General features: G+C 38.8%; 19 protein-coding genes. 14 read left to right on the forward strand and 5 right to left on the reverse strand.

The window, feature by feature from the left end; all coding sequences use genetic code 11:
- Nucleotides 1-333: 333 nt before the first annotated feature.
- Nucleotides 334-2,838 carry a S8 family serine peptidase gene (locus H4J70_RS19830; protein ID WP_182251758.1) on the reverse strand — a complete coding sequence of 835 codons (2,505 nt, stop codon included), beginning with the start codon at nucleotides 2,836-2,838 and terminating at the stop codon, nucleotides 334-336.
- A 359-nt stretch (nucleotides 2,839-3,197) separates the two neighbouring features.
- On the opposite strand from H4J70_RS19830, the gene H4J70_RS19835 reads away from it, so the two are divergent.
- Nucleotides 3,198-5,711, forward strand: coding sequence for a S8 family serine peptidase (locus H4J70_RS19835; protein WP_182251759.1), 2,514 nt, complete (start codon nucleotides 3,198-3,200; stop codon nucleotides 5,709-5,711).
- Between the two features lie 114 nt (nucleotides 5,712-5,825).
- Here the strand turns inward: H4J70_RS19835 and H4J70_RS19840 are convergent, their stop codons facing one another.
- Complete coding sequence (locus H4J70_RS19840) at nucleotides 5,826-6,443, reverse strand: response regulator transcription factor (RefSeq protein WP_182251760.1); 618 nt, start codon at nucleotides 6,441-6,443, stop codon at nucleotides 5,826-5,828.
- Between the two features lie 617 nt (nucleotides 6,444-7,060).
- On the opposite strand from H4J70_RS19840, the gene H4J70_RS19845 reads away from it, so the two are divergent.
- The 3 genes from H4J70_RS19845 to H4J70_RS19855 all read left to right on the forward strand — a co-directional run bounded on the left by H4J70_RS19845 (nucleotide 7,061) and on the right by H4J70_RS19855 (nucleotide 8,418).
- Complete coding sequence (locus tag H4J70_RS19845; RefSeq protein WP_070373952.1) at nucleotides 7,061-7,438, forward strand: RNA-binding S4 domain-containing protein; 378 nt, start codon at nucleotides 7,061-7,063, stop codon at nucleotides 7,436-7,438.
- A gap of 266 nt (nucleotides 7,439-7,704) precedes the next feature.
- Nucleotides 7,705-8,151: a RimK/LysX family protein gene (locus H4J70_RS19850; RefSeq protein WP_083277877.1), complete on the forward strand. Its 447-nt coding sequence runs from the start codon at nucleotides 7,705-7,707 to the stop codon at nucleotides 8,149-8,151.
- Between the two features lie 114 nt (nucleotides 8,152-8,265).
- Nucleotides 8,266-8,418, forward strand: a complete 153-nt coding sequence (locus H4J70_RS19855) for a hypothetical protein (protein WP_182222781.1) — start codon at nucleotides 8,266-8,268, stop codon at nucleotides 8,416-8,418.
- A gap of 132 nt (nucleotides 8,419-8,550) precedes the next feature.
- On the opposite strand, the gene H4J70_RS19860 is transcribed toward H4J70_RS19855, so the two are convergent.
- On the reverse strand, nucleotides 8,551-8,790 hold the full coding sequence (locus H4J70_RS19860; protein WP_182251761.1) for a hypothetical protein: 240 nt from the start codon (nucleotides 8,788-8,790) through the stop codon (nucleotides 8,551-8,553).
- A 325-nt stretch (nucleotides 8,791-9,115) separates the two neighbouring features.
- Here H4J70_RS19860 and htpX point away from each other — a divergent pair, with 325 nt between their 5' ends.
- From htpX to rimK, 3 genes are all read left to right on the forward strand, one after another.
- Nucleotides 9,116-9,985: a protease HtpX gene (gene htpX / locus H4J70_RS19865; RefSeq protein ID WP_182217010.1), complete on the forward strand. Its 870-nt coding sequence runs from the start codon at nucleotides 9,116-9,118 to the stop codon at nucleotides 9,983-9,985.
- A 10-nt stretch (nucleotides 9,986-9,995) separates the two neighbouring features.
- Nucleotides 9,996-11,714, forward strand: a complete 1,719-nt coding sequence (locus H4J70_RS19870; RefSeq protein ID WP_182230083.1) for a SulP family inorganic anion transporter — start codon at nucleotides 9,996-9,998, stop codon at nucleotides 11,712-11,714.
- Nucleotides 11,715-12,307: 593 nt separating this feature from the next.
- Nucleotides 12,308-13,234 (forward strand): 30S ribosomal protein S6--L-glutamate ligase, encoded by a 927-nt coding sequence (gene rimK / locus H4J70_RS19875; protein WP_070373965.1) that lies wholly within the window; start codon nucleotides 12,308-12,310, stop codon nucleotides 13,232-13,234.
- Nucleotides 13,235-13,685: 451 nt separating this feature from the next.
- Here the strand turns inward: rimK and H4J70_RS19880 are convergent, their stop codons facing one another.
- Entirely contained in the window at nucleotides 13,686-17,588 is a 3,903-nt protein-coding gene (locus H4J70_RS19880; RefSeq protein WP_182251762.1) for a response regulator, read from the reverse strand.
- A 378-nt stretch (nucleotides 17,589-17,966) separates the two neighbouring features.
- Nucleotides 17,967-19,565 (reverse strand): cation:proton antiporter, encoded by a 1,599-nt coding sequence (locus tag H4J70_RS19885; protein ID WP_182251763.1) that lies wholly within the window; start codon nucleotides 19,563-19,565, stop codon nucleotides 17,967-17,969.
- Nucleotides 19,566-20,080: 515 nt separating this feature from the next.
- Here H4J70_RS19885 and H4J70_RS19890 point away from each other — a divergent pair.
- From H4J70_RS19890 to ureG, 7 genes are all read left to right on the forward strand, one after another.
- On the forward strand, nucleotides 20,081-20,992 hold the full coding sequence (locus tag H4J70_RS19890; RefSeq protein ID WP_182251764.1) for an urease accessory protein UreD: 912 nt from the start codon (nucleotides 20,081-20,083) through the stop codon (nucleotides 20,990-20,992).
- 54 nt (nucleotides 20,993-21,046) lie between these two features.
- Nucleotides 21,047-21,349 (forward strand): urease subunit gamma, encoded by a 303-nt coding sequence (locus tag H4J70_RS19895; RefSeq protein ID WP_182217019.1) that lies wholly within the window; start codon nucleotides 21,047-21,049, stop codon nucleotides 21,347-21,349.
- Nucleotides 21,350-21,410: 61 nt separating this feature from the next.
- On the forward strand, nucleotides 21,411-21,716 hold the full coding sequence (locus tag H4J70_RS19900) for an urease subunit beta (RefSeq protein ID WP_182217020.1): 306 nt from the start codon (nucleotides 21,411-21,413) through the stop codon (nucleotides 21,714-21,716).
- Between the two features lie 2 nt (nucleotides 21,717-21,718).
- A complete protein-coding gene (gene ureC, locus H4J70_RS19905) occupies nucleotides 21,719-23,422 on the forward strand; it encodes an urease subunit alpha (RefSeq protein WP_182217022.1) in 1,704 nt (567 codons plus the stop codon).
- A 45-nt stretch (nucleotides 23,423-23,467) separates the two neighbouring features.
- On the forward strand, nucleotides 23,468-23,920 hold the full coding sequence (locus H4J70_RS19910) for an urease accessory protein UreE (protein ID WP_182222879.1): 453 nt from the start codon (nucleotides 23,468-23,470) through the stop codon (nucleotides 23,918-23,920).
- Nucleotides 23,910-24,647, forward strand: a complete 738-nt coding sequence (locus H4J70_RS19915; protein ID WP_182251765.1) for an urease accessory protein UreF — start codon at nucleotides 23,910-23,912, stop codon at nucleotides 24,645-24,647. Before H4J70_RS19910 ends, H4J70_RS19915 begins: the two co-directional genes overlap by 11 nt.
- 53 nt (nucleotides 24,648-24,700) lie before the next feature.
- Nucleotides 24,701-25,312 carry an urease accessory protein UreG gene (ureG, locus tag H4J70_RS19920; RefSeq protein ID WP_182251766.1) on the forward strand — a complete coding sequence of 204 codons (612 nt, stop codon included), beginning with the start codon at nucleotides 24,701-24,703 and terminating at the stop codon, nucleotides 25,310-25,312.
- The last annotated feature ends 34 nt before the right edge of the window (nucleotides 25,313-25,346 follow it).

A 25,346-nucleotide genomic window follows, 5' to 3' on the forward strand; every position in this document is an offset into this window, starting at 1 on the left:
TAATAACTATTAACTGCCAATTGCAAATTGCAAATTGCAAATTGCCAACTATTAATTCGACTATCACTGCAAGGCAATACCTAACGAGAAAAATAGAACCAGCTCACCAACCTCTGCAGAGAACAAACAAGAGATCACTTGGAAAATTTGTCAATGATATCGCTTAACATAGCATTAGCTTATCAAAACTATACTGAAAAAAGCAGAAACTATGATTAACAGTGTGAGTGGCAAGGGTAGCTAACAGGTAAAAAAAAGGAGGCCAAATGGCCTCCTGATTAATATGCGGTACTAGTTACCGAAAGTAATTACTCAAAGTATTGACCAAAGAGCTTACTGAAAGTATTGACCAAAAAGACGACCGGCAGTTAAAGCATATTCTGCACGAGTGACTTTATAATTTCCACCAAAGCTAGCGTTCAACTGTGGCGTTAAGTCGTAAGTACCTTGAGTAACATCAAAGTGAACATTCAATAATGAAAGCTGTATGGCAAGTTGCACATAACCTTTCATATCGTCGGCAATGCTGTCTTGATCTGCTAGCACAATAGTCTGGCCATTATAGTCAACCGTAATTTCATCTTTCTCAGGATCAAACGCTTTAGCCGTTGATTCTAGTCCTAGAATTTGAACTAAACTGTAAGCTAGGTCTACTTTAGATACACGACCGTTATGGGCAAACTCACCATTTTCACTAAGCATAACTGGCTGCTGTTTACGTAAGCTATCTTTTAATGCACCACCGACAACCGATACCGATTCAATAAACGCTTGGTAACCACTAGGTACTTCATTAAGGGTTGGCTCTGGCTCGCTGTCTAATGTACGGTATTGACGAACAGCGCCACCCATGACTAGGTACTTAGCTAAGTCTTTACGTTTTAACTTTGCGTCAGGGTTGAAATTATCATTCTTCAAGCCATCCATTAGTCTTTTGCTCACTGCATATTTTATCGCATTTTCATAACGATGAGCGGCTATATCGGTTACCCCTTCAAAGCCAATTAAGTCTTCAAAATTTATGCTAACGTCGAAGTTTTCAGGAGCCATTGGACCATTAGTTAGGTCAAGTGGATCTGGATTTACGCCAGACAAAGAGGTTAGTCCGTCAACTCGAACCGTCCACTCACCTGCCATTGCAGGTGCCGTAACACGCATACCAGTTTCAAGCACAGGTAAAGTTAAGTTACCAAAGTATTCAGTTTCATTAGGGGCAATTAAAACTAACTTAGCCGTATTAGCCAATGAGCTCGCAGAGCCCTTAACCCACAATGCATCACTATCAACCATAAATTTAAATGAGTTTTGCAGTCCTAGTGGCTCTGTGACGCCATTGGGTGTTGACCAGATAGAACCTTCATAGCTTGTTTCACTAATTTCAACTAGCGTATTAGCATTGAAAACTTTACCGCGTAGGTTATTCACCGTGACACTGTGGTTCATATCATAGTTTTTCGCTGCGGCTACTGCTGCACGGGCGTTTACAAATCCAGCACCGACTTCAAAGCGCTCGTAACCTGGCATATTAGTCGCAGATTCTTGTAACAATTTTTTGATGGCCATGTTGTCTAAGTCAGGATTAGCTTCTAACATTAGTGCAACAATACCAGCAACATGAGGCGTTGCCATCGACGTACCTGATATCATGGTATAGAAAGGTAAATGAGTAGGGTCCATCGCGTCTACATCAGCTTCACCACCATTTGCGCCGGCATTAGTAACAGCACGAGTAGAAATAACGTCTACACCAGGAGCTACGATAGTAATTTCATTATTGTAGGTCCATTTTGTACCATCTGGCATATCGAACTCGCCAGATTCATACTTATAACCACGTGAAGAGAAACCAGCTAGTGTGCCATCTTTTTCTCCTGCACCAATAGACATGCCCCAAGGAATTTGTGCATAAGGGTTGTGCGTATCTTCACCTGAGCCTGAGTTACCTGCTGCAAACACAGATAATATACCCATTTTATGGGCTTTATATGAAGCTAGAGAAACTGGGCCAGTTGGGTCGAACTTACCACTTGACCCCCAAGAGTTGCTCATTACGCGCAATGGATTTTCGTAACTATCACCTTTAGTAATGGCATAGTCATAAGCGCCTATAGTATCAAGAATAAGAATAACACCACCTGAGCCATAGCCTACTAATTTAGCATCTGGCGCTGCGCCTGGGTACTTGCCATCTGACATAGTACCATATCCAGCAATAGTGCCAGCACAATGAGTACCGTGGCCTGAATTAGTATCTGTGTTAGGTTGGTTCTTAAGTATTAGACCTTCGGTTACACCCGTTATGCTTAATAAACTTGCATGCGTTAGACCTTGCACGTTATCAATCACTTTATCGCCAAAGAATAAATCCTGATGGGTAGCATCAATACCCGAGTCATTAACCATTACAGTTACGCCTTTACCGGTATATTCAATGCCATTTTGTGTTTTAAACTCTTCACCTTGTATCGCATCAACCCCCGTGATCTGACGAGCATCAGCATTAAAGTATTCAAGCTCACGATTTAACCATACCGAGCGCACATCGCTACGTTGAGCAATGGCTTTAATTTGATCTAAGTTAGCGACTACGCCAATAACAGGAACCGAAGCAAACTGAACAGCCTGACTAATACCTAGTCCAGAAAGATGCTCTAGTTGAGTTGTTGATACCGGCTCTAATTGGTTATAAGTTACTACGGCCATAACCGTTTGAGAACCAACCATAGTCGGTAAAAACTCAGCTAACTGCTCGCCAATGGCAGCGTTAGCGAAAACTTGAGACGGCATAGTTAATGCCATGGTTGCTGCTGCTATTGCACTTAAGGTAAATTTTTTCATTATTTCACTCGTTCTAGTTATTATTAAGGGGTGTATATAATTCACTCAAGCACTCTATCGAGTTAAGGGGGGCTGAGTAAATAGGGGGTTCCCCCTATCTAAAGAACTATTAGCTAAATTAAAATAGCTAATACGATCAACTCGCTGATACTTTGTTTCTAAAATGATTCACCTTATAGGTTTGCTAATTACGCAGTTATTTATCCAATATTAGGGGTAACCCCCTATTTTCATCTTAGTGGTTTGTCGGGAGACTAAAGGTGATAAAAATATTTTAATAATTAAAAACAATTAGAAATATTTAAGATATTTAAGATATTTAACCTACAAGTATGAAACATATTGGAGTTTGAAATATAATGAAAAAATTTACCTTAAGTGCCTTGGCTGCAGCCTCTTTGGCAATGACATTACCTACGCACGCTTTAGCTGACGCTGCTATTGGCGAGCAACTGGCACAAGTGCTTCCGACTATGACGGGCGAAGAAACAGTTATGGCCGTGGTAACCTTTGAACAAATGAAGCCAATATCAGTAAGCCAAATACGGGCGTTAAAAGCCTTAGGTATCAGTAAGGGTGTGCAGTTTTCTGCCGTACCTATTATGGGTGTTGTTGCTAATGTCGCACAAATCAAAGCGATTGCCGGACGAGATGATGTCCGTTCAGTATGGTTAAACCGTAAGCTTGAATATTTTAATGCTAACTCTCGTGAAATTACCGGTGTTGACAAAGTTCAAGGTACCGAGTTTGCAAACCGCAATGGCGGCACAGAATATACCGGTAAAGGCGTAACCATTATGGTTAATGACTCGGGTATTGATGCAACACACCAAGATTTATTCTTTGGCGACGTAGTGGTTGATAACGTGCAAGCGGCAACACATTCACTCGATCTCGCTGAAACCGGTATTACAGACGGTTTTGTTATTAAAAACCAACCTAATACCGACTTGAATGTCGGCCACGGTACTCACTGTGCTGGCACTATAGCGGGTTCGGGCGCTATGTCTGATGGAAAATATAAAGGCGTTGCACCCGATGCTGATTTAGTCGGTTACGGCTCAGGGTTAGGTTTATTTATTTTAGATGCGGTTGGCGGCTATGACTATGCTATTAACAACGTTTATGACTATGAACATCCACTACGTATTATGAGTAACTCTTGGGGTTCAAGCGGTAAATTTGATGCTAAAGGCCCTGTTGCCTTAGCGTCATATAAAGCTTATCAATTTGGTATTTTATCGGTATTTGCTGCGGGTAACTCGGGCTCTGGCGAAAATAGCAATAACCCTCATGCTCAGATCCCTTGGGGAATGTCAGTAGGTGCTGGCGATACCAATGGTAATTTAGTCGACTTTTCATCTCGTGGTTTAGAATATGAAACCGGTGATTTCACCATGCCAGATGGTAAGGCATGGACTTACACTAACGAAGTCACAATTGTCGCACCAGGGCGCAACATGGTATCAACGCGTTCATCAACCAATATGGCTGCCAATGGCGGAGATGCTGATTTGGTGCTTGACCCAGCACATATTCCTTTTTATACCCGTATTTCGGGTACATCAATGGCAACACCGCACACTGCTGGTGTTGCAGCGCTGATGATGGAAGCTAACCCTTCGCTAAGTATCGATGAAATCAAGCAATTAATGAAAGAATCTGCGACGAATATGCCAGGTTATGAGTCTTGGGAAGTCGGTGCAGGTTATATTAATGCCCATGCTGCAGTAGCTGCAGCTAAAGGGAAAAATGCAGATCATAAAAAATCTGTTAACAACAGCGCTGACTCTCGTTTCACGGCCAGTATCAATATGCAAGCCATGAAAATTGCTGAAGGTGCTTTAGCGTTTGAAACACTAGAGTCGCAAGTAATTGAATTTAAAGTCAATGCCAATGCAAAAACCGTACATGTTGGCTTAACGGCCTTAACAAGTGTTAAAGCTGTACTTGTAGCACCTGATGGGCAACGTTTTGAAGGCGACTCTACCGACCCAGTTTGGGACAGTAACTCGTTTGTAACGGCTCCAGCACAAGCGGGTCCATGGAAACTGTTTATGGAAACTGACGCCTTTGGTTTATCAGTGCCACCTGCTGCTGCAGCTTACGACGAACAGGCACAAACTGATGAAGCTAGTGATAATCATATCAGTTATTGGGTGTGGCAAGATATTTTAACAAGCATAGAAGGTATGGATGACGTAGCAGGCCATAGTCAGCAAGCAGCAATAGAAACTGCTGTACTTGAACGCCTTATGGATGGTCGTTCAGCGACATCTTTTGCACCTGATGCGATGTTAAATCGTCAAGAATTGGCTAAGGCCTTAGTCATGGGGACATCGGTACGTCAGTATCGCCATTTAGATGGGGAAACAGAAATAAGCCTAAGTGGTGTTAACGCTAGATACCGTATTTTTGCTGAATCAGTTGCTATGTCAGGTGCCGCGTTGAAAGATGCTAAACAACAATTTGGTCCCGTGATGATGGTTGATAATAATGGCGACTTCCACGGAAAATCTGCTGTGACTCGTGCTGACTTAGCTTATAGCCTAATACAAGTTATTGGTAAAACTCAAGAGGCAATAGACTTGGGCGAAACGCATGAAATCACGGTTAATTACAATGGTGAATCAATAGTGATTGCTGACCAAAGTGATATTGCTGACGATATGCGCGGTTATGTGCAAATTGCTTTGAACGAAGGTCTGTTAGGTGTTCGCTATAGCCTTGAGCAAGGTCAATTTGATTTACAACCGACAATGGTTGCTACATTTAATCCAGAAGACGGTGTAACTCGTGCTAGCTATGCGATTATCGCTAATCAAATAGATAAAAATTACTTTGTCTCAGGGACAAGTTCGAACGCAGAGTAATAACAGCTAAATGTAGAGCAGAGTACGTATAACATCTACATTCATTAAACGCCCTCCTTGTAGGGCGTTTTTTTGTCTCTAGCAAAGTTCAAATGAGATGAGATAAAATAAACACTATTCAAGAAGACCTGCTTTATTAGCCATTCTTAGTAGTTCTGCCACACTGCCAACCTGCAGCTTTTTATATATTTTGGTGCGATGATTTTCCACCGTTTTTACACTCATATTGAGTAATTCTGCTATTTTCTTACTGGTATTTCCGGCAATTACTGAGAAAAACACTTCTCTTTCTCGCCGAGTTAATACTTCTAATGGGTTGGACGCCGGCTGACAATTATTGGCAGATAAGTTTGGAAAGAAGGTTTTACCGTTATAAACATTTTTAATCGCATGAATAAGAAGATCTGAGGACGACTCTTTGAGGATATAACCTTTAGCACCCGCTTTTTGCATCGCTAAAATATACTCAAGTTCGTCGTGCATGGATAAAACTAATATTTTTGTCGTTGGCCGTTGCGACAATAGTTTGTCAATTGCCACCAGTCCGCTCATATTTGGCATAGAAATATCCATCACCACAACATCAGGATCGGTTTTTAAGGTTTGACTGATTAATTCTATTCCATCTTTACATTCAGCCAAGATAGTAAACTCGTTACCTGCCTTTAAATAGTTTACTAATGCTTGGCGCATAAGCACATGGTCATCAGCAACAACAAGTGAAATACTCATAACGAAAGAGCCCTGGTATGAACGCTATCATCTTGAGCATCTTTGACAAAAATGCACCTGTACAAGCGTTTTACTAATTGACTTAATTGACTTTTTTCAAGTTTATTCAAATTAGCCTCTGTGTCCGGGTAAAGAAAAAAATAATGCGATACACCACTAATAATAGAAGGATGCATAGTGTTGTTCTGCAACTTTTCATGTTTTCTTAACAAGTAATAAAAGTTATTTACCCTGTTCGCCGTAAATTTGATTATGGCATAATTATAAACTTTAGCATTGTATAAAACATTTAAAAAGCATCAACTTATTCCTCAGCCAAGTAAACCTTGCTGTGGCTAATAATGGCCATAAAGTTTGATCAGTTTGTCAAAGCGGTCGACTAACTGCCGCTAAAAAAGCTAGATACAGAAACTTTATCAGCCGAAAGTCAGCTTAACCATTAACCCAAGCATTTAAATTATCAAGGCTATATATTAAGTGAGCTTTAAAAAGACCTGTTTTAATTGACGAAGTGCGATAATATAATTTACGACTAAATAATCTATACCTTATCCTTGTCACACTTCTTTATGTTATAATTGTTGCCATTAAATTTAATATCACTAGGCTAACGTTACATGTCTGCACACCCTATTATTAATATTTCGGTTGAACCAATCGAGCTTTGTAAATTACTAAAAATTGCCAATATGGTCGGTGGTGGTGGCGAAGCCAAAATAGTGATCAGCGAAGGTTATGTTCTAGTTAACAATGAAGTTGAGTTTCAAAAACGAAAGAAAATTCGTCATGGCGATACCGTTGAATTTGATGGCGAAATTTTTGAAGTTGCCCATACTCCAAAACAAAAGTCATCAACGACTGCACAGCCCAGTGGAGCTGGAACTAAAAGCTCGCTTAAAAAGAGTAAATCAAACACTAAAGAAACCTTTGTTTCTGCAGAGCAAGCAATTGAACCATCATCTTTGCCGGCGAAGAGAAGACCTATTTCCTTCTAATTTCAAACAAATTTGATGATATACCCCCAGAAAAACACTCCTTAAATGGGTGGAAAATCAAGCCACCCTACTATACTTTAGTAATAAAAAAGCTATGCTTATCGAACAGTTATGGCGCTTATAACAATAAGAGCTGTCATTATTGCTGACAACGGCAACATCTTTTTGGCGTAGTATTTCTTAATAACAATGATATGCTATTGTTTTAGCACTTGTGCCGTAAAATATAATTTTGTCTGCTACAACAACATAATGAAATGGATAATATGAAAGAAAAAATACTTGTCGGTGCTAGAGAAACTATTGATTTACCCGAATTAGAGCTATTTGAGGTTGCAACCCGCATTGATACTGGCGCGCAAACTTCATCGCTCCATGTTGACCATATTTCTGAAAATAAAGTCACTGGCATGTTGGACTTTGAATTTCATCCTGATTCTCACGATGTCACTAAAACGATTAAATGTTCGGCAAAGATAGTCGATAGAAAACGTATAAAATCGTCTAACGGAGAAAAAGAACGTCGCTATATCATCAATACGTTGGCGGTAATGGGCGAATTAACATGGACAGTAAGACTGTCATTAACCGACCGGTCAAGCATGAACCACTTGATGCTATTGGGACGTGAAGCGATGAAAGGTGAAATGTTGGTCGATCCAGAATTTAGTTATCTCGCCTCAGTAGAAAAAATATCACCGAGTGTTGAGTAACGTTGAATAACATTAATAATAGTCAATAATCAATGATCAATAAAGCAAAGGCCTTAATATGACCTTAAGGTTAACATTTTATCATAGATAGTTTTGTAGTAAGCGGAGTAATAAATGCGCATATTAATCGTCGAAGATGACAAGATCATCGGTGATGGTTTAGTTCAATGTCTATTGATGGATAATTACGCCGTTGATTGGGTTGAAACTAAAGAATCCGCTGAAACAGCATTTAGCCTGCCACTAAATTACAGACTAAAAAAATGATGACTCTCTATTCAAAAAATGTCATTACTTGCGCTGAAGATGAAGAACTAACCGACCTTTGTGCCAATACTCTACGAAGTTAGCTTGGGTCTGAAGTCTATCAGACCAGATATCGTTACCACGAAAACCTTTTCATTGAAGATCAACACTGCCATTAAACCATGGACGATATAAATCTTTATCTTTACTTGAAATTCGTATAATTATTTCATCAGCAAGATTAGCGGCTGCCAGTTTAATCCAAATATTTTCTTCCTCAGCGCGAATATCTTTCACTAAGTTTGTATCTTGCACTAGCACGTTGAATATATTTTGCGTTGCGTGAACAGGAGCAACCATGACAATAGCAATCAGTAAAATTAGAGCTTTCATATCTTTCCTTTAAATGTTTTGTATTCTTAATATTGTGATCATAATTTTCCACCTCTATCTAGACTCGTGAAAGTAAAATAAAGTCACATTAACCGTAAACACAAAAAAATCATTGATAATGCAGACAGAGTAAAACCTAAAACCAGTCAGCACATCGCTTATTTTCAGTCTAAATAAAACACCCGAATAAATTTTTAACACTTCGCCTATTATCAATAAATATACTTTGATTACTTGCCCACTATTTGATTAAATTACTTTGTGACTATTTGACTAACAGCCTTGTCTATAAAGGCATTATTATTGCAAAATGAAGAGATAAAAAATGAGAATCTTACTATTTTTGGCCACTAACATTGCCATTATGATGATTTTGAGTATTACCTTTAGCTTATTTGGTATTGAAGGCTTGTTGGCAGAAAATGGCGTCGACCTTAATTTTCAATCATTACTCATTTATGCCACGGTTATTGGCTTTAGTGGTTCGTTTATCTCCTTGTTTATTTCTAAGTTTATGGCGAAAAGAAGTATGGGCGTCGAGGTTATCGTGACGCCGAATAATCAAACCGAGCGCTGGCTACTCAAAACAGTACAAGAACAAGCCCTTAAAGCCAATATTGGCATGCCTGAAGTCGGTATTTTTAATCATCCTTCACCGAACGCTTTTGCAACGGGTTGGAGTAGAAATAATGCCTTAGTCGCGGTAAGCACCGGCTTATTAAGTCACATGAGTCAAAATGAGGTAGAAGCGGTTCTTGCTCATGAAATAAGCCACGTCGCCAATGGCGATATGGTAACAATGACACTTCTGCAAGGGGTTTTAAATACCTTCGTGGTGTTCTTATCACGCATTATCGGTCATGTGGTTGACCGCAATGTATTTAACGTAAAAAGTGGTCACGGACCTGCCTTTTGGATTGTCTCATTAGTTTCTCAACTCGTATTGGGCTTATTAGCGACTATGATAATGATGTGGTTTTCTCGCTATCGAGAATTTAGAGCAGATGAAGGTGGTGCAAGCCTTGCGGGCCGACAAAATATGATTGCCGCACTCAGTAAACTAGAACAACTACAAAACTTGCCCCAGCTACCGACCGAAATGTCAGCTTTTGCCATTAGCTCAAGTAAAATGAGCGCACTCTTTTCGAGTCATCCGCCATTAGCAAAACGCATAGCATCGCTGAGCACTAAATAAGGGAGCTATTGTGTTGTCACGTTTGTATGATTTTATGCCAGGTTTAAACACCTTATTTAACTATGAAAGAAGTTGGTTTGCTGATGATGTTAAAGCGGCATTATCGGTTGCAGCCGTTGCATTACCGGTTGCTATAGCTTATGCACAACTCACCGGAGTTAATGCCGTAGTAGGCTTGTACTCCTGTGTATTACCTATGATGGTATATGCATTATTTGGGACCTCTAAGCAATTAATCGTTGGGCCTGATGCGGCAACTTGTGCAGTTATTGCGGCACTGATCACCCCTTTAGCCGCCGGCGACAGTACTAAGCATTGGCAGTTAGTTATTACCATGACAGCGATGACCGGTTTTTGGTGCATTCTGGCCAGTCGTTTTAAGCTTGGTGTATTGGCTGACTTCTTGTCTAAACCTATTTTAATGGGGCTGTTAAATGGTGTTGCCATAACAGTTATTGTTGGTCAATTTTCTAAAATATTTGGTTTTACCTTTGATGAAAGGTATCTGCTCGAACGTTTGGGCGGTGTCCCTGATTACTTAGCACAAACACATTTCCCAACATTAACTATCGCCTTATTTACCCTGGCTATTTATTTTGGTATGAAACGCCTAAAGCCCACTTGGCCTGCTTCAATGTTTGCCATTGCGTTGGGTGCAGCCTTAGTATGGCTTTTTAAATTAGAGCAGTTTGGTATAAAAACCATTGGCGTTGTCGAGGGGGGCTTACCCTTATTTCAAACACCTGAATTTAATGTCGGTGTTATTCGTGAGCTTGTTATGCCAGCACTTAACTTAGCGATAATAAGTTTTGTTAGCATGATGCTCACCGCTCGCAGCTTTGCCGCAAAGAATGGCTATGACGTTGATGCAGATAAAGAATTTATGGCTTTAGGTATTGCTAATTTAGCGTCGGCTGTATCACAGGGTTTTGCCGTCAGTGGCGCCTCTTCTCGCACCGCAGTCAATGATGCCAATGGCGGTAAAACCCAATTAGTCTCTATTATAGCCGCAGCCATTATTGCTATTATTGCTATTTTCTTTACCGCACCCCTTGAATTTATTCCCAGTGCCGCCTTGGGGGTTGTCTTGATTATTGCTTCTGTGCACCTACTAGATCTTAAAATGGTCTGGAAACTCAGACTAAAAGACCGACAAGCATTTTACTTAACCTTAACCACTTTATTAGCGGTGTTATTTATTGGTGTTATTCCCGGTATTACCCTTGCTGTATTACTAGGTTTATTCCAATTTATTAGGACGGTAATGCGCCCCACCGACCATATACTCGGTGTTGATATCAACGGTGTAGTAAGAAGTTTAGATGCCAGTGATAAAGCAAAAGCGGTGGACGGTATTTTTATTTATCGTTTTAATTCGCCTTTAACTTACTTTAATTCTAGTTTCTTTAAACGCCGATTGTTAGAACAATATGCCAGACAAAAAGATGACATTGAGTGTGTAATTATTGATGCGGTGCCATGTTTTACTCATTTAGACTTAAGTGTGATGGCGATGCTATCAGATTTAGAGGTTATTTTTAGAAAGCGCGGGGTTCGCCTTGAGCTTGCTGGCAGAAAAAGACAGTTGTTGGCGTGGTTTGTAAAAGCAGAGATTAAATCAGGTCACGATGGAATTTATGTGCATTCTGATTTGTATTTAGCCTTGAGAATGAACCAACGTAAACAAATCACCGAAACCGTCAGCAGCGCAGAAGAAGTGACGCTTTAGCGTAAAATAATGCCATGCTTTTTATGGTAGTCCTGCAATAAGCAGCATCACTCAATATGATAAGTACAAAGCCTGTTTAACAAAGATTAAACAGGCTTTTTATTAAGGGTTACGCCATTACTTAGACTTGACCACGTCATCTGACTTCATTACAAAATCAACAGCTAATAATTCATTAATATCAACGAAAGGGCTAGCGTGCATGGTAATAATGTCAGCAACTTTTCCGACTTCGAGTGTTCATAAACGCTTTGACATCACCATTAAATCAGCCGCATTAACCGTCGCTGATTTTAAAATTTCTTGTGATGTCATATCGGCTTTATATCTATTATTAAAGGCTCGCGACCAATTCAACACAAACCATTGAATTTGTTGTTTTATAAGGCTAATCCAAAAGAAGACGGTGCTTTATCATCGGTCTAGAATATATGCTGTACTCATCAGATAAAATTTCAAATGGTCATATTGACATGCACAATAAAGTTGAGCTTGTTTACCGCCTTTGTCAAAAAAACTTTTATTTTTTGTGACTATTTAGTAAACAGTCTAGTCTATAGACTATTGTTCTTTATAAAAACAGGAAATCAAACATGAAAATAGCAATCTTATCTAGAAACAAGAAGTTGTACTCGACTCGTCGCTTAAAAGAAGCGGGTGAAGCGCTGGGTCACCAAGTTGACGTTATCGATACACTGCATTGTTATATGGATATCACTAGTGATAGATCTGTTGTGCGCTACAAAGGTAAAGAGCTGCCACAGTACGACGCTATTATACCGCGTATTGGCGCATCAATTTCTTTCTATGGCACCGCGGTAGTCCGTCAATTTGAAATGACCGGTGCTTTTAGTGTCAATGAATCTGTAGCGATTAGTCGCTCTAGAGACAAGTTACGCTCTATGCAACTCCTGTCAAGAAAAGGCATCGGCTTACCAAGAACAGGCTTTGCTAATCGTCCTGATAATGTAAAAGATTTAATTAAGAACGTCGGTGGCGCACCTTGCGTGATTAAGTTACTTGAGGGTACACAAGGTATTGGAGTCGTACTTGCTGAAACAACTAAATCAGCAGAAGCGATTGTTGAAGCATTTATGGGTTTAAATGCTGATATTTTAATTCAAGAGTTTATCAAAGAAGCCGGTGGTGCTGATATTCGATGTTTTGTTGTTGGAGACCGTGTTGTTGCCGCAATGAAGCGTCAAGGCGCCGAGGGTGAATTTAGATCAAATTTACACCGCGGCGGTTCAGCGGTACTCGTTAAACTGACCCCAGAAGAAAGAGCAACGGCCGTATCGGCAGCAAACATTATGGGGCTGAACGTTTGTGGCGTTGATTTACTGCGCGCCGAACGTGGCCCAGTGGTCATGGAAGTAAATTCTTCACCGGGTTTAGCCGGTATTGAAGCCGCGACTGAAAAGGATGTTGCCACCATGATCTTCAAGTTTATTGAGAAAAAGTTTATTGAAAAGAATGCTAGCGCTAAATCCAATCGAAATCGCACCCAAGGTAAAGGGTGATCTCCACGTTTAATCTCGATAACTTAGGGTCGTGACAGCCGATATTTCAGTCTTCACGACCACAACATTCTCTGAGTTCACTTAATAACGGTCAATGCATTGACATACCACATGACCTTAACTTGAAGAGAATATTTACGGTTTTCTGCTTTCAAGCCAACGATAAAATGAGCTGTCGTTGGTTTGTATACATCATTGCAAGAATGCTTACTAGCCTATGGATTAGACGTTTTCTATCATTCAAAAACAAGATAAAAAACTATCAATGATATTCATAATAAAATCACTAAAATATATTTTTAAAATAATCACTTTTGCTGTAATAACAACACAGAGCAGTCTAATAAACATTAATATTATGACCAAGCCGCCCTATTAAGACGGCTGTTTTTTACGCGATTTTTACTATTTTATTACGCTCAATATTGGTTTGACTTTTTATGCCTAGCAGCTATTTTAATTGAAATATTTTGATTGCCTCTTTCACTTGTTCTTTGTTGATCGGCTTAACCAAATAATCATCCATCCCTGCAGACAAGCATTTTTCTTCATCTCCAACCATCGCATTGGCCGTCATAGCAACGATAGGAATACTTAAATAGCGAGCTCCTGCATTACCTTGCCTAATTGAGGCTGTCGCTTGGTAACCATCCATTTCAGGCATTTGACAGTCCATAAAAATAAAAGTAAATGGCTGGCTCTCATCACTTGCTTTAAGCTTTTCAATGGCATCTTTACCGTTAATGGCAATAACACATTGGGTTATTCCTATTTTTTTCAATACCGCCATAGCAACCATTTGATTAACTCGATTATCTTCTACCAGTAGTAATTTAACCTTTTTTGTCCAGCTACTATCCTCATTAGATAAACGTGTTAATTTAGCCGTGGTCACTTCACTGATGAGCTCTTTTTCAGGTTCAGCTAATAAAGTGTTTAATGCTCGTTGTAAATCGGTGGTAATTACCGGTTTAGGAAAAAAACCATCAATACCACTTGCCGTGCTATCGGCTAAATTATGCTGAATGCTCATTAGCGTCATAAACATTATTTTTAGATTTTTATGCACCGGATTCAAGCGCACTATTTTAACAAATGCTAAAGCATCTAAATCAGCAAGTTGTTGATTAATGATCAACAAATCATAGTGGTCATTTTCTGTTTGCTTATTAAGAGCTGTGAGCGCAGGTTGTAAGGTCGTTATGATATCAGCTTCTACATGCCAGCAGTTTAATTGGCGCTTAATGACGTTAGCGCAGGATTGATTTTGCTCTATAACCAGCACACGTTTGCCTTGCAAAGCTTTTACAGGTTGAGACAATAAAGAATCCGCTGATTTTTCTAACAATAAATCACAGCTAAAAGTGCTACCTTCACCTGGGTTACTATCAACATCGACACTGCCTTGCATACATAAGCAAAGCTTTTTAACGATAGCAAGACCAAGCCCTGTGCCGCCATATTCTCGTGTTGTTGAAGCATCAACTTGACTAAACACTTCAAACAATCCTTGCTGCTTATCTTTTGGTATACCGATACCAGTATCAGATATTTCAGCAATAATTCGCCATTGCGTTGTCGAGTGATTTTGCTGGCAAAGACGAATAACCACCTCGCCTTGTTTGGTAAACTTAATAGCATTAGCTAATAAATTGGTCAATATTTGACGAAGTCGATTAGGATCGCCAACCACTAGCGACTCTTCAATATCAACAAGGTCAACGATTAACTCTAAGCCTTTGTGCTGAGCTTGTTGCGCAAAAGATTCGGCTAAGTCACCAACCATATCACGTAAGTTAAAACTAACATTTTCAAGTTCTAACTTATTAGCGTCTATTTTGGAGAAATCTAAAACGTCGTTAATTAACGCTAAAAGCGAGTGAGCACTTTGCTGGGCGATACCGATTCGGTGATTTTGTTCTTGGCTTAACACAGAGTCTTTAACTAAATCCAGCATACCAATAACACCATTCATTGGTGTTCGTATTTCGTGGCTCATACTGGCAAAAAATTCATTTTTAGCAGTTACCGCTACTTCTGCTTGCTCTTTCGCTTTAATAAGCGCGATTTCATTCTCAACGATTGCGCTAACGTCATAGTTCACACCTATCATTGATACCGGTTTTTTATTATTGTCGTAACTGATAATCGCCGCTGCTTTGATATATTTTATTTCGCCATTTGGCCATATAATTCGAAATTGTGTATCGTACTGACCGTGTACTTTAATTGCATTAATGAATTCACGACCGGCCTTCTCGATATCTTCAGGATGTACACCTTTGTCCCAAACATCTTGCGCACTTAAAGCTGGTTGACGGTCGACACCATAAAGCTTAAACATCCAGTCGTCCCACTTTAATTCATTACTGAGCAAGTTAAGTTCCCACACACCGATACCGGCAGAGTCTGTTGCTAATCTCATTCGTTGGTTGTGCAGACTAATACGCTGTTGGCTTATCTTTTTATCAGTAATATCTTGAAATGAGCCATACAAACGCACACATTTTCCATCGGTAAACTCGGAACGACCACGAGCAGACACCCAAATTTCTTTACCTTTGGCAGTGACCAACTGCATATCTTCCTCGTAAGCACTACCGTCATTCATACACTTGGCAATTAACGCTTGTACTTTCTCTCTACTTTCTCCTTCTTTATAAAAATTAATTGCCTGAGATAGTTCTGGTTGATACTCATTGGGCACTTCATGAATGACTTTAGTCATTTTTGACCAGTAAACATTGTTGTTGACTAGGTCAACTTCCCAGACACCAATGCGAGCTTGCTGTGCCATTTCTTCCATTAAAGATTGTTGCCCTAGCAATCTATTTTTATGTTTAACACGTGTTAGCTCTGCACTTATCCAATGAGAAAACAATTGAATTAAATCTAATTCCCTGGTGGTGAAGGGCCTTGCCGAAGGTTCAGGGCCAGAAAAGTTTAATGTGCCAAACAGTTTGCCATCAACAGTCAATGGCACACCAATATAGCTTTCTAAACCAAAAGCTTGATAACACGGGTGATCTTTTATTTCACTTTCACCTGCATGGTAAAAAGAAATAGGCTGGTTTGCATGTAAAGTATGAAAACAATAGGTATTGCCTAAATCAAAAATATCTCCAGGATTAATTTCATTGTTCGGAGTATGACAATAGACAACTCGATATTCTTGATGATGAATTTCACTGATCAACGCAAGCGGCAAATTAAATATTTTTTTTCCAAGCTCTAAAATGTTTTGAATTTTATCAATTAAGCTTTTGTCTATATCCGAGGTTATTTTATGAAGTTTATTAAGAGTCAGTTCAGTTTGCTTAATACCACTAATATCGTTCTGAATAACAATAAAAGATTCTGCCTTATTCTCATTGTTAATCAGTGGCACTATGGTGGTACTTAACCATAGCTCTCGGCCACCTTTAATTTTATTAATGGATTCACCATGCCAATATTCTTTAGCGACCGCTTTTTGTAATATATCTTTATAATCATCTTGGGTATAACTTGAAGCGCAGATTTCAACAACACTGTGACCAAGGATCTCTTCTTCACGGTAACGATAGAAATCAAGAAAACGTTGATTAACTTCCGTTAACGTACCCTTTTCATCGACATTGACTCGATAAACAATCGCGTGCTTATTTATCGCCAGCATTAACTCGACACTTTTTTGTTTAGAAAGTGAAAGTTCATGGTGATAATTGCTAATGAGTCGTTGCAGGGGTCTAAAAATGAAGAAGCTTATCGCAAATAATAGAGCCATTGAGACCAGCCATAAAAATGCTTCGAGTCTTTCTATGTTAACTATACGCTGATTAGTATGTTGCTCTATTTTGGAAACGACTAAATCTAAAGAAATCAGTAAATTATTATTAGAATCTAGATTGAATTTTTCTTTAACTATCGCCTCAGCATTCTTTTTGTTTTGAGTCAGACTAAGCGCAATAGCACTTTCAGCGAAGTGATTGACCCGTTTGTTAAGCTCAGTCGGCGTGTTAAAATACCATGAGTATAATTCACTAGGCATGCTATTAGATTCGTTAACCACCATCATTGTTAAAAGTTGCTGGTTAGTCGTAAACAATTTGACCGTATCAAAGAGATTTTTTGTCACCTTCTCATCAATTTCAGCCGTAGTTATATTGTGATAATGCTGAATGGCTAGGTAAGCTATTTTTTGTGACAACATTCTTTGGCCGCCAGCAAGATTAATCGTTTCAGCATCTTTCGCTTGTTGATTAAATAATAACATCAAACTTAAAAATGACAGGCTAATTAACACAGCAATTAAAGCTATCGCTAATGAGTTACGACGTTTAATTTTCTGTTGTAGGGTTTTAATATTAGTCATATTATTTTGTTTACAATCCTTTAGCAGGCCCAGCGGCGATTTCAGCAATGACCTGACTATCTCTAAGACAACGAGGCTAGCTTAACCCATTAATTAATTGTCGGATATTATCTCTGCCCAAGTATAGACCCTATATTCACATTAACTAAATATTAGATCAAATAATCAATAACTTATTCAAGGTCTATTGGCTAAATTTTATTGATGAATTTCTATATGAAAGTGAAATTATTATAGATATAAAGCGGACTAAAATAATATTATTATGTCTTCTACCGGTTTTTAATAGGTTTTAGTGACGAAAAACTTTTGCCTATAGGATTATTACTGCCCTAATCAAGCTAAAAAATTATTATTACTCAGGTTATAAACTTCAATTCAAACCATACTTTTTTTAACTAATAGCACCGCTGTTTCATGTTGTGCATGAACAAAAAAGTTAATATTAATGCCCGCCAGTGCCTTTTTCTCCTCAAGTGAATTCACTTTAACGACTAAGTTTGCCTTAGGATAGTAATCGAGTACGGCTTGGCAAATTATTTGTTTATTCTTTAATGTGTTTACCGTAATAATGATACTAGATGTTTGCTCTACTTTTAATGATTCAAGTACGGGCGTTTTATCTAGGTGACCAAAATAAGCGTTATAGCCACGCTTTCTTGCCAATAATACATGTTGTAAATTATCAGAAATAATTAAAAAGTTGATGCCATTATTTGTCAGTTCTTTCGCTACAATGCGACCTAAAATAGCAAAACCACAAACAATGGTGTGATTAGTCACCTTTACGGTGGTTATTTTATCAGCTTCAAAAAATTCAACGACAAAAAGTGCGGCTAATTTATAAATATTACTGACCATAAAAGGGGTTAATATCATAGATAAAACGGTAACCAATATCAGAAAACTCGCTAAATCTTTTGCTATTAGGTTTTGACTTATTGCCATAGCAAAAATCACAAAAGAAAACTCCCCTACTTGGCATAAGGCAACAGCAGATTTAATTGATTCGCTTTTATTCGATTTTTTTCTCATCAAAAAATAAATAATCGTCGCTTTTATTATCATAACAAGGACGAGTACACTCATCACCCAATGAAGATGAGTTATAAAATAATCAACGTCTATTTTTGTGCCAATAGAAAAGAAAAAAACACCTAAAAAAAGATCTTTATATGAAGATATATCCGATTCAACTTTCATGTGAAATTTAGTTTCAGCAATAATCATCCCCGCAATGAAAGCGCCTAAAGAATAAGTAAAACCGAGGTTATGAGCAATAATTGATGCCCCCAATACGATAGTAAATACCGATATTAAAAACAGTTCTTCCATTAGCGCATTCGATGAAAAATGCAGTAACCAAGCAATTATTTTTTTTCCTATAGTGAACATAAAAATAATAATACCACTGGCATACAAAAAAGTTTTTAGCAGCACATCGGTTAGAGACAATTCATTATTTGAGAGAAAACCCATTAAGAGTAAAATAGGGATAACGGCTAAGTCTTGAAAAACCAGTATAGCAACTGATTTTTTACCATAGGGCGTCACTATATCTTTTGATTTTTTCAAGTAAGGTAATACGATAGCCGTTGAAGATAAACTAAATGAAAGCGCAATAATTAATGAGGGTATCGGTTCAATATTAAAAAGATAAAATGCAAGTATAAAAATAACAATAGCGCTAAAGGTAACTTGGATAAAACCATTAAAAAATATCAATTCCTTCATTTTACCTAGCTTCGCAAAAGACATTTCCAAGCCAATCGTAAACATAAGAAAAACAATACCAAATTCACCAATAAGCTCAAGGGAATGAATATTGTCACTGCCATTGAAATCAAAAATATTGCTTACTATGGTGCCGGTAATAATGTAGCCAATAATGTGCGAAATTGAGAACTTGGTTAACACTATATTGATAACGCTAGCGAGTGCTAACGAGACTGCAATAATAACAAGTATAGCGTCCATATTATCCTTTTAATTCATCTTTTGATGTATAGTAAAATTTAACTCATTAACGTCTATGCACATTACAGACCATATAATATGAAAATTTAACATTTAAATACAACAACTTAAACAATCACTAACACACTGTTTATTTTTAATACTCAATTAATCGCTCCATTTTAAAGCGCAAGCACCATAGTGGTGCAATACCCTCCATGATTCTATTGATGAAATAGCCGCCATGATAAGCGTTTAATTTAATTCACAGCTAAACCTTTGTCTTCTAAACGCAATTACACCCTTAAGTCAAACTGACATTGTCTTTGACACCAGCGTAATAAAAAAAGTAAAAACAATAACTTAACAAATGAACAGCCATACTTAGATGACATTATTTTTTTAGCCAATCAAACTCGTTATAACACTGAAATAATTAACTTTTATTATTTGGCGTAGTTTGTGCAAAACAGCTTTAGCCATGCACCCTCTTCTACTTTCAGCGAAAGTTAGAATAAAAAGTAGCCCATATAACCATGACAGCTAAGCCAGCCATCAATAATTTCCCCATTAACCCTGCGCCTAAAAATGTATGGTTTGCCAGCTTATCTTTAGAGTTTAGTTTTACATCGACTGGCACTCAACTTACCCGTACTCAACGCAATGGACCATTAAGCGTGCAAAAAGCTTTCTACCCAGAAGGAGGCGATTGTGCACATATTTATCTGTTACACCCACCAGCGGGCATAGTGTCGGGTGATGAATTAAACATTAACATTAAACTCAACAGACAAGCCCACAGTTTAATAACTACGCCTGGTGCTAACCGCTTTTATCGCGCTCGAACAAACCTAACAATTGGTGATCCCAAACAAGTTCAACACCTTGACATTATTATTAACCATCAGGCGAAGTGTGAAAATTTCCCCTTAGAAACGATCGTTTATGAGGGGGCTGATGGATTTAATACTGTTGATGTTAACTTTAAAAGTGATAGCGCTTATTTAGGTTGGGATATTACCTGTTTGGGCTTACCCCTTTCAAATCAACCCTTTAAATATGGCAGTTATAGCCAATTAAACCGTGTTTATTGTGAAAACACTTTAATTTATCACGATAGAATTTCGATAAAACCTAGCAGTGGAGTACATCAACACATCGCAGGTTTAAATAGCCACAGTGTTTTTGCCACTTTTTTAGCTTATGCCCCAGCAGGTCTCCTTAGCGATGCTGACAATAAAGCACTCGTAGCGCAATTACGCGACTGTATGGTTGAAGAAAACGCCGAAGAAAAAGTGAGTATTAGCCAAATACGCCAGTTATTAGTGATACGTTATTTAGGTGAGCATAGTGAAGAATGCAAAGCACTTTTTATTAAATTATGGCAAAAAATCAGACCGATATACCTAGAGAAACCAGCGAACATTCCGCGTATTTGGCATACCTGATCAGACACTTAATGACCCCCTTACTATTAAATAAATAAACAAAGGTGCAACAGCATGGACTTATTACCAAGAGAGAAAGATAAATTATTGCTCTTTACTGCCGCATTGTTAGCAGAACGACGCTTAAAGCGTGGTGTGAAATTAAATTATCCTGAAGCTATGGCTTATATTTCAATGGAGATTATTGAAGGGGCCAGAGATGGTAACACTGTCGCTCAAATGATGGATTATGGCCGCACGTTGTTAACCCGTGATCAAGTCATGGAAGGAGTTGCAGAATTAATTCCTGATGTACAAGTAGAAGCTACATTTCCTGATGGCACCAAACTTGTCACCGTTCATAATCCTATTATTTAACTAAACCTCTACAAAAGGTTACATAAGACCTAGTTAGACATTAAACACAAGAGAAGCAAAGATGATCCCAGGTGAAATAAAAACAGACCAAGGCGAACGCGAACTCAACGTCGGCCGTGAACGATTGAAAATTACGGTGGCTAATTCTGGCGATAGACCCATTCAAGTTGGCTCTCATTATCATTTTTTTGAAGTAAACCCTGCCTTGCATTTTAATCGAGAACACGCCAAAGGTTATCGTTTAGATATCACCTCAGGTACCGCCGTTCGTTTTGAACCTGGGCAAGAACGCCAAGTAACCCTGGTTGCCTTTCAAGGCAAACGCAGGATCTTTGGTTTTCGCGGTGAAATACAAGGAAACTTATAATCATGGCCAGTATTGATAAAAACGCCTACGCACATATGTTTGGACCAACAGTCGGTGACCGAGTTCGTTTAGCCGACACAGATTTATGGTTAGAGGTTGAAAAAGACTTCACACAATATGGTGAAGAAGTAAAATTTGGCGGGGGAAAGGTTATTAGAGATGGCATGGGACAAAGCCAAGCGTCATGCTTTGACACCGTTGACTTAGTGATTACCAACGCCGTTATTCTTGATCACTGGGGGATTATTAAAGCTGATGTTGGTATTAAAGAGGGTCGTATCGCTATTATAGGCAAAGCAGGCAACCCTGATATTCAAGACAATATCGATATTGAAGTGGGTCCCGGTACGGAGGTTATAGCCGGTGAAGGACAAATACTGACCGCAGGCGGTATCGACGCCCATATACATTTTATTTGTCCACAACAAATAGATGAAGCACTCATGTCGGGTGTTACGACTATGATTGGTGGAGGTACAGGCCCAGCAACAGGTACTAAGGCGACAACTTGCACACCAGGTCCTTGGTATATACATAAAATGTTGCAAGCAACAAATGATTTCCCAATGAATTTTGGTTTCTTAGGCAAAGGTAATGCAAGTTTACCACTTGCCCTAGAAGAGCAAATTGAAGCGGGTGTTTGTGGTTTAAAGCTTCATGAAGATTGGGGAACAACCCCCGCGGCAATTGATAATTGTTTATCGGTTGCCGAGCGTTACGATGTTCAAATAGCAATTCATACCGATACTTTAAATGAGTCTGGTTTTGTTGAGGACACCTTAGGAGCATTTAAAGGTCGTACTATTCATACCTATCACACTGAAGGGGCTGGTGGTGGGCATTCACCTGATATTATTAAAGCATGTGGTGAGGCTAATGTTTTACCGTCTTCCACTAACCCTACACGCCCTTATACCATTAATACTATTGATGAACATTTGGATATGTTAATGGTTTGCCATCACTTAGACCCGTCTATCCCTGAAGATATTGCTTTTGCTGATTCACGTATTCGCAAGGAAAGTATTGCCGCCGAAGATATTATGCATGATTTAGGCGCTATTAGTATGATCGCTTCTGATTCACAAGCCATGGGACGAGTCGGTGAAATGATCACTCGTACTTGGCAAACCGCACATAAAATGAAACAACAACGAGGACCATTAGCTCCCGATACTGAACGAAATGATAACTTTCGTATAAAACGCTATATCGCTAAATATACTATAAACCCTGCAATTAGCCACGGCATTAGCCATGAGGTTGGCTCTATTGAGGTCGGGAAACTAGCTGATTTAGTGCTATGGAAACCGGCATTTTTTGGTATAAAACCTGCGCTAATTTTAAAGTCAGGCATGATAGCAGCAGCGCCAATGGGCGATGCAAACGCGTCTATTCCAACACCGCAACCTGTCTATTTCCGCCCAATGTTTGCAGCCTATGGCAGTGCCTCAGCCAAAACTTCAATGACTTTTATGTCACAAGCATCTATTGACGCTAATGTACCTGAAAAAATAGGCATGACACGGATGATTGGTGTCTGTAAAAACACTCGAAACATTGGTAAAAACGACATGATTCATAATAGTTGGCAGCCAAAAATAGACGTTGATGCTCAAACATATGAAGTACGTGCCAATGGCGAATTATTAACCTGTGAGCCTGCAGTAACCCTGCCACTTGCACAACTTTACTGCCTATTTTAAAAAAGAAATAAGTGATTCAATAAAACTAAAAGATTAGGAAATTACATGTTACAAGCACATCAGCGTTTTGACCATACTCACCATAATATAGCTGACTCAATAACTTTAGATCAAGACACCCGTAAAAAAGCACGTATTAAAGGTAAAACGGATGGTGGTTTAGACATAGGTATTTTTATGGCGCGTGGACAGCCATTATTAGTCGGTGAAGTACTAAAAACAGACTGTGGATTATTCATTGAAATAAAAGGTCAAGCGGAGCCTGTATCAACCGCCATTGCAACTGACTGGTTAACCTTTTGTAAAGTTTGTTATCACTTAGGTAATCGCCACACCTCACTGCAAATAGGCGAGTTATGGGTACGTTTTAAACCCGATCACGTATTAGAAGAACTTGCACAGAAATATGGTTTAACGATTGATAATACCCCAACAATATTTGAACCTGAAAATGGTGCTTATGGCGTTAGTAGCCACGGCCACGCCCATGCCCACTAAACCTGCAGTGAACCCTGTGTCACTAGTACCAGCAGAAATAACACTCGCCGAGCCGATTAAGCTTAATCGATTATTACAGTTATGCAGCGCAAACCTACCCGTGGGCGGTTTTGCGTTTTCACAAGCTTTAGAGTATGGCGTTGAAATGGGTTGGTTAACATCATCAGAAACGACCGCCAGTTGGATAAAGATTAATTTAGAGGAGTCTATAGCACAAACCGATTTAGCCATTTTAAAACGATTATTTAACGCCTTATCAATAAATGATTTTGACGATTTTAACGACTGGAATAACCATTTAATTGCTTGTCGTGAAAGTCATGAATTATTATTGGCTGATTTAGCAATGGGCAAAGCCTTAATAAGATTAATAAAACAGCTAAACAACCTTAACTTAGGCGCTTATCAAGCAATAATAACGCTTAAAGAAATCAGCTTTGTTAGTGCTTTTGCGCTTTGCGCTTATGTCTTTAAGTTAGATTTAATTTCAGCACAAAGTGGTTACTGCTGGACATACATCGACAACCAAGTAGCAGCAGCGACAAAACTAGTGCCTCTTGGGCAAACTCAGGCACAAAACCTCCTATTTGAATTATCTGAACAAACGCCATTAATTATTGAAAAATCAAACGGTATTTCAGATAACGATATTGGTGCCAGTCTGCCGCACTTAGCCATGGCAAGTGCTTGGCATGAAACACAATATTCACGACTTTTTCGTTCTTAATATATTAAGTTGATTAATAACATGCTTTATAAAAATAAAAAGAGAAATAAAAAATGATAAAACAAGTTTTACGCATTGGTGTTGGCGGCCCGGTAGGCTCAGGAAAAACCGCATTATTACGACAGCTATGTTTAGCGCTACGTAATAAATATGATATGGCAGTGGTCACCAACGACATTTATACTCGTGAAGATGCTGAATTTTTAACTAAAAATGACGCTCTCGCAGCAGACAGAATTATCGGCGTTGAAACCGGTGGCTGTCCTCATACGGCGATTCGTGAAGATGCCTCAATGAACCTAGCAGCCATTGACGAACTACAAGAACTTCACCCTACTCTAGACTTTGTATTAATTGAAAGTGGCGGTGACAACTTAAGCGCAACGTTTAGCCCTGAACTTTCCGATTTAACCCTTTATGTTATTGATGTTTCAGCCGGAGATAAAATCCCACGTAAAGGAGGTCCGGGTATCACTAAGTCTGATTTATTAATTATTAATAAAATAGATGTTGCTGATTTAGTCGGCGCATCACTTGAGGTGATGGATAGAGATACTAAAAAAATGCGCGGTGATAAACCCTTTATTTTCTCAAATATGAAAACACAACAAGGTTTGGCCGAGATCATAGCCTTTATCGAAAAAGAAGGCATGTTGCAGATGTAATTTTTGTGATAACGACTTCATTATCTATAGCTAG

The sequence above is a fragment of the Colwellia sp. BRX8-9 genome, from assembly GCF_014077245.1.
Classification (GTDB): domain Bacteria; phylum Pseudomonadota; class Gammaproteobacteria; order Enterobacterales; family Alteromonadaceae; genus Colwellia_A.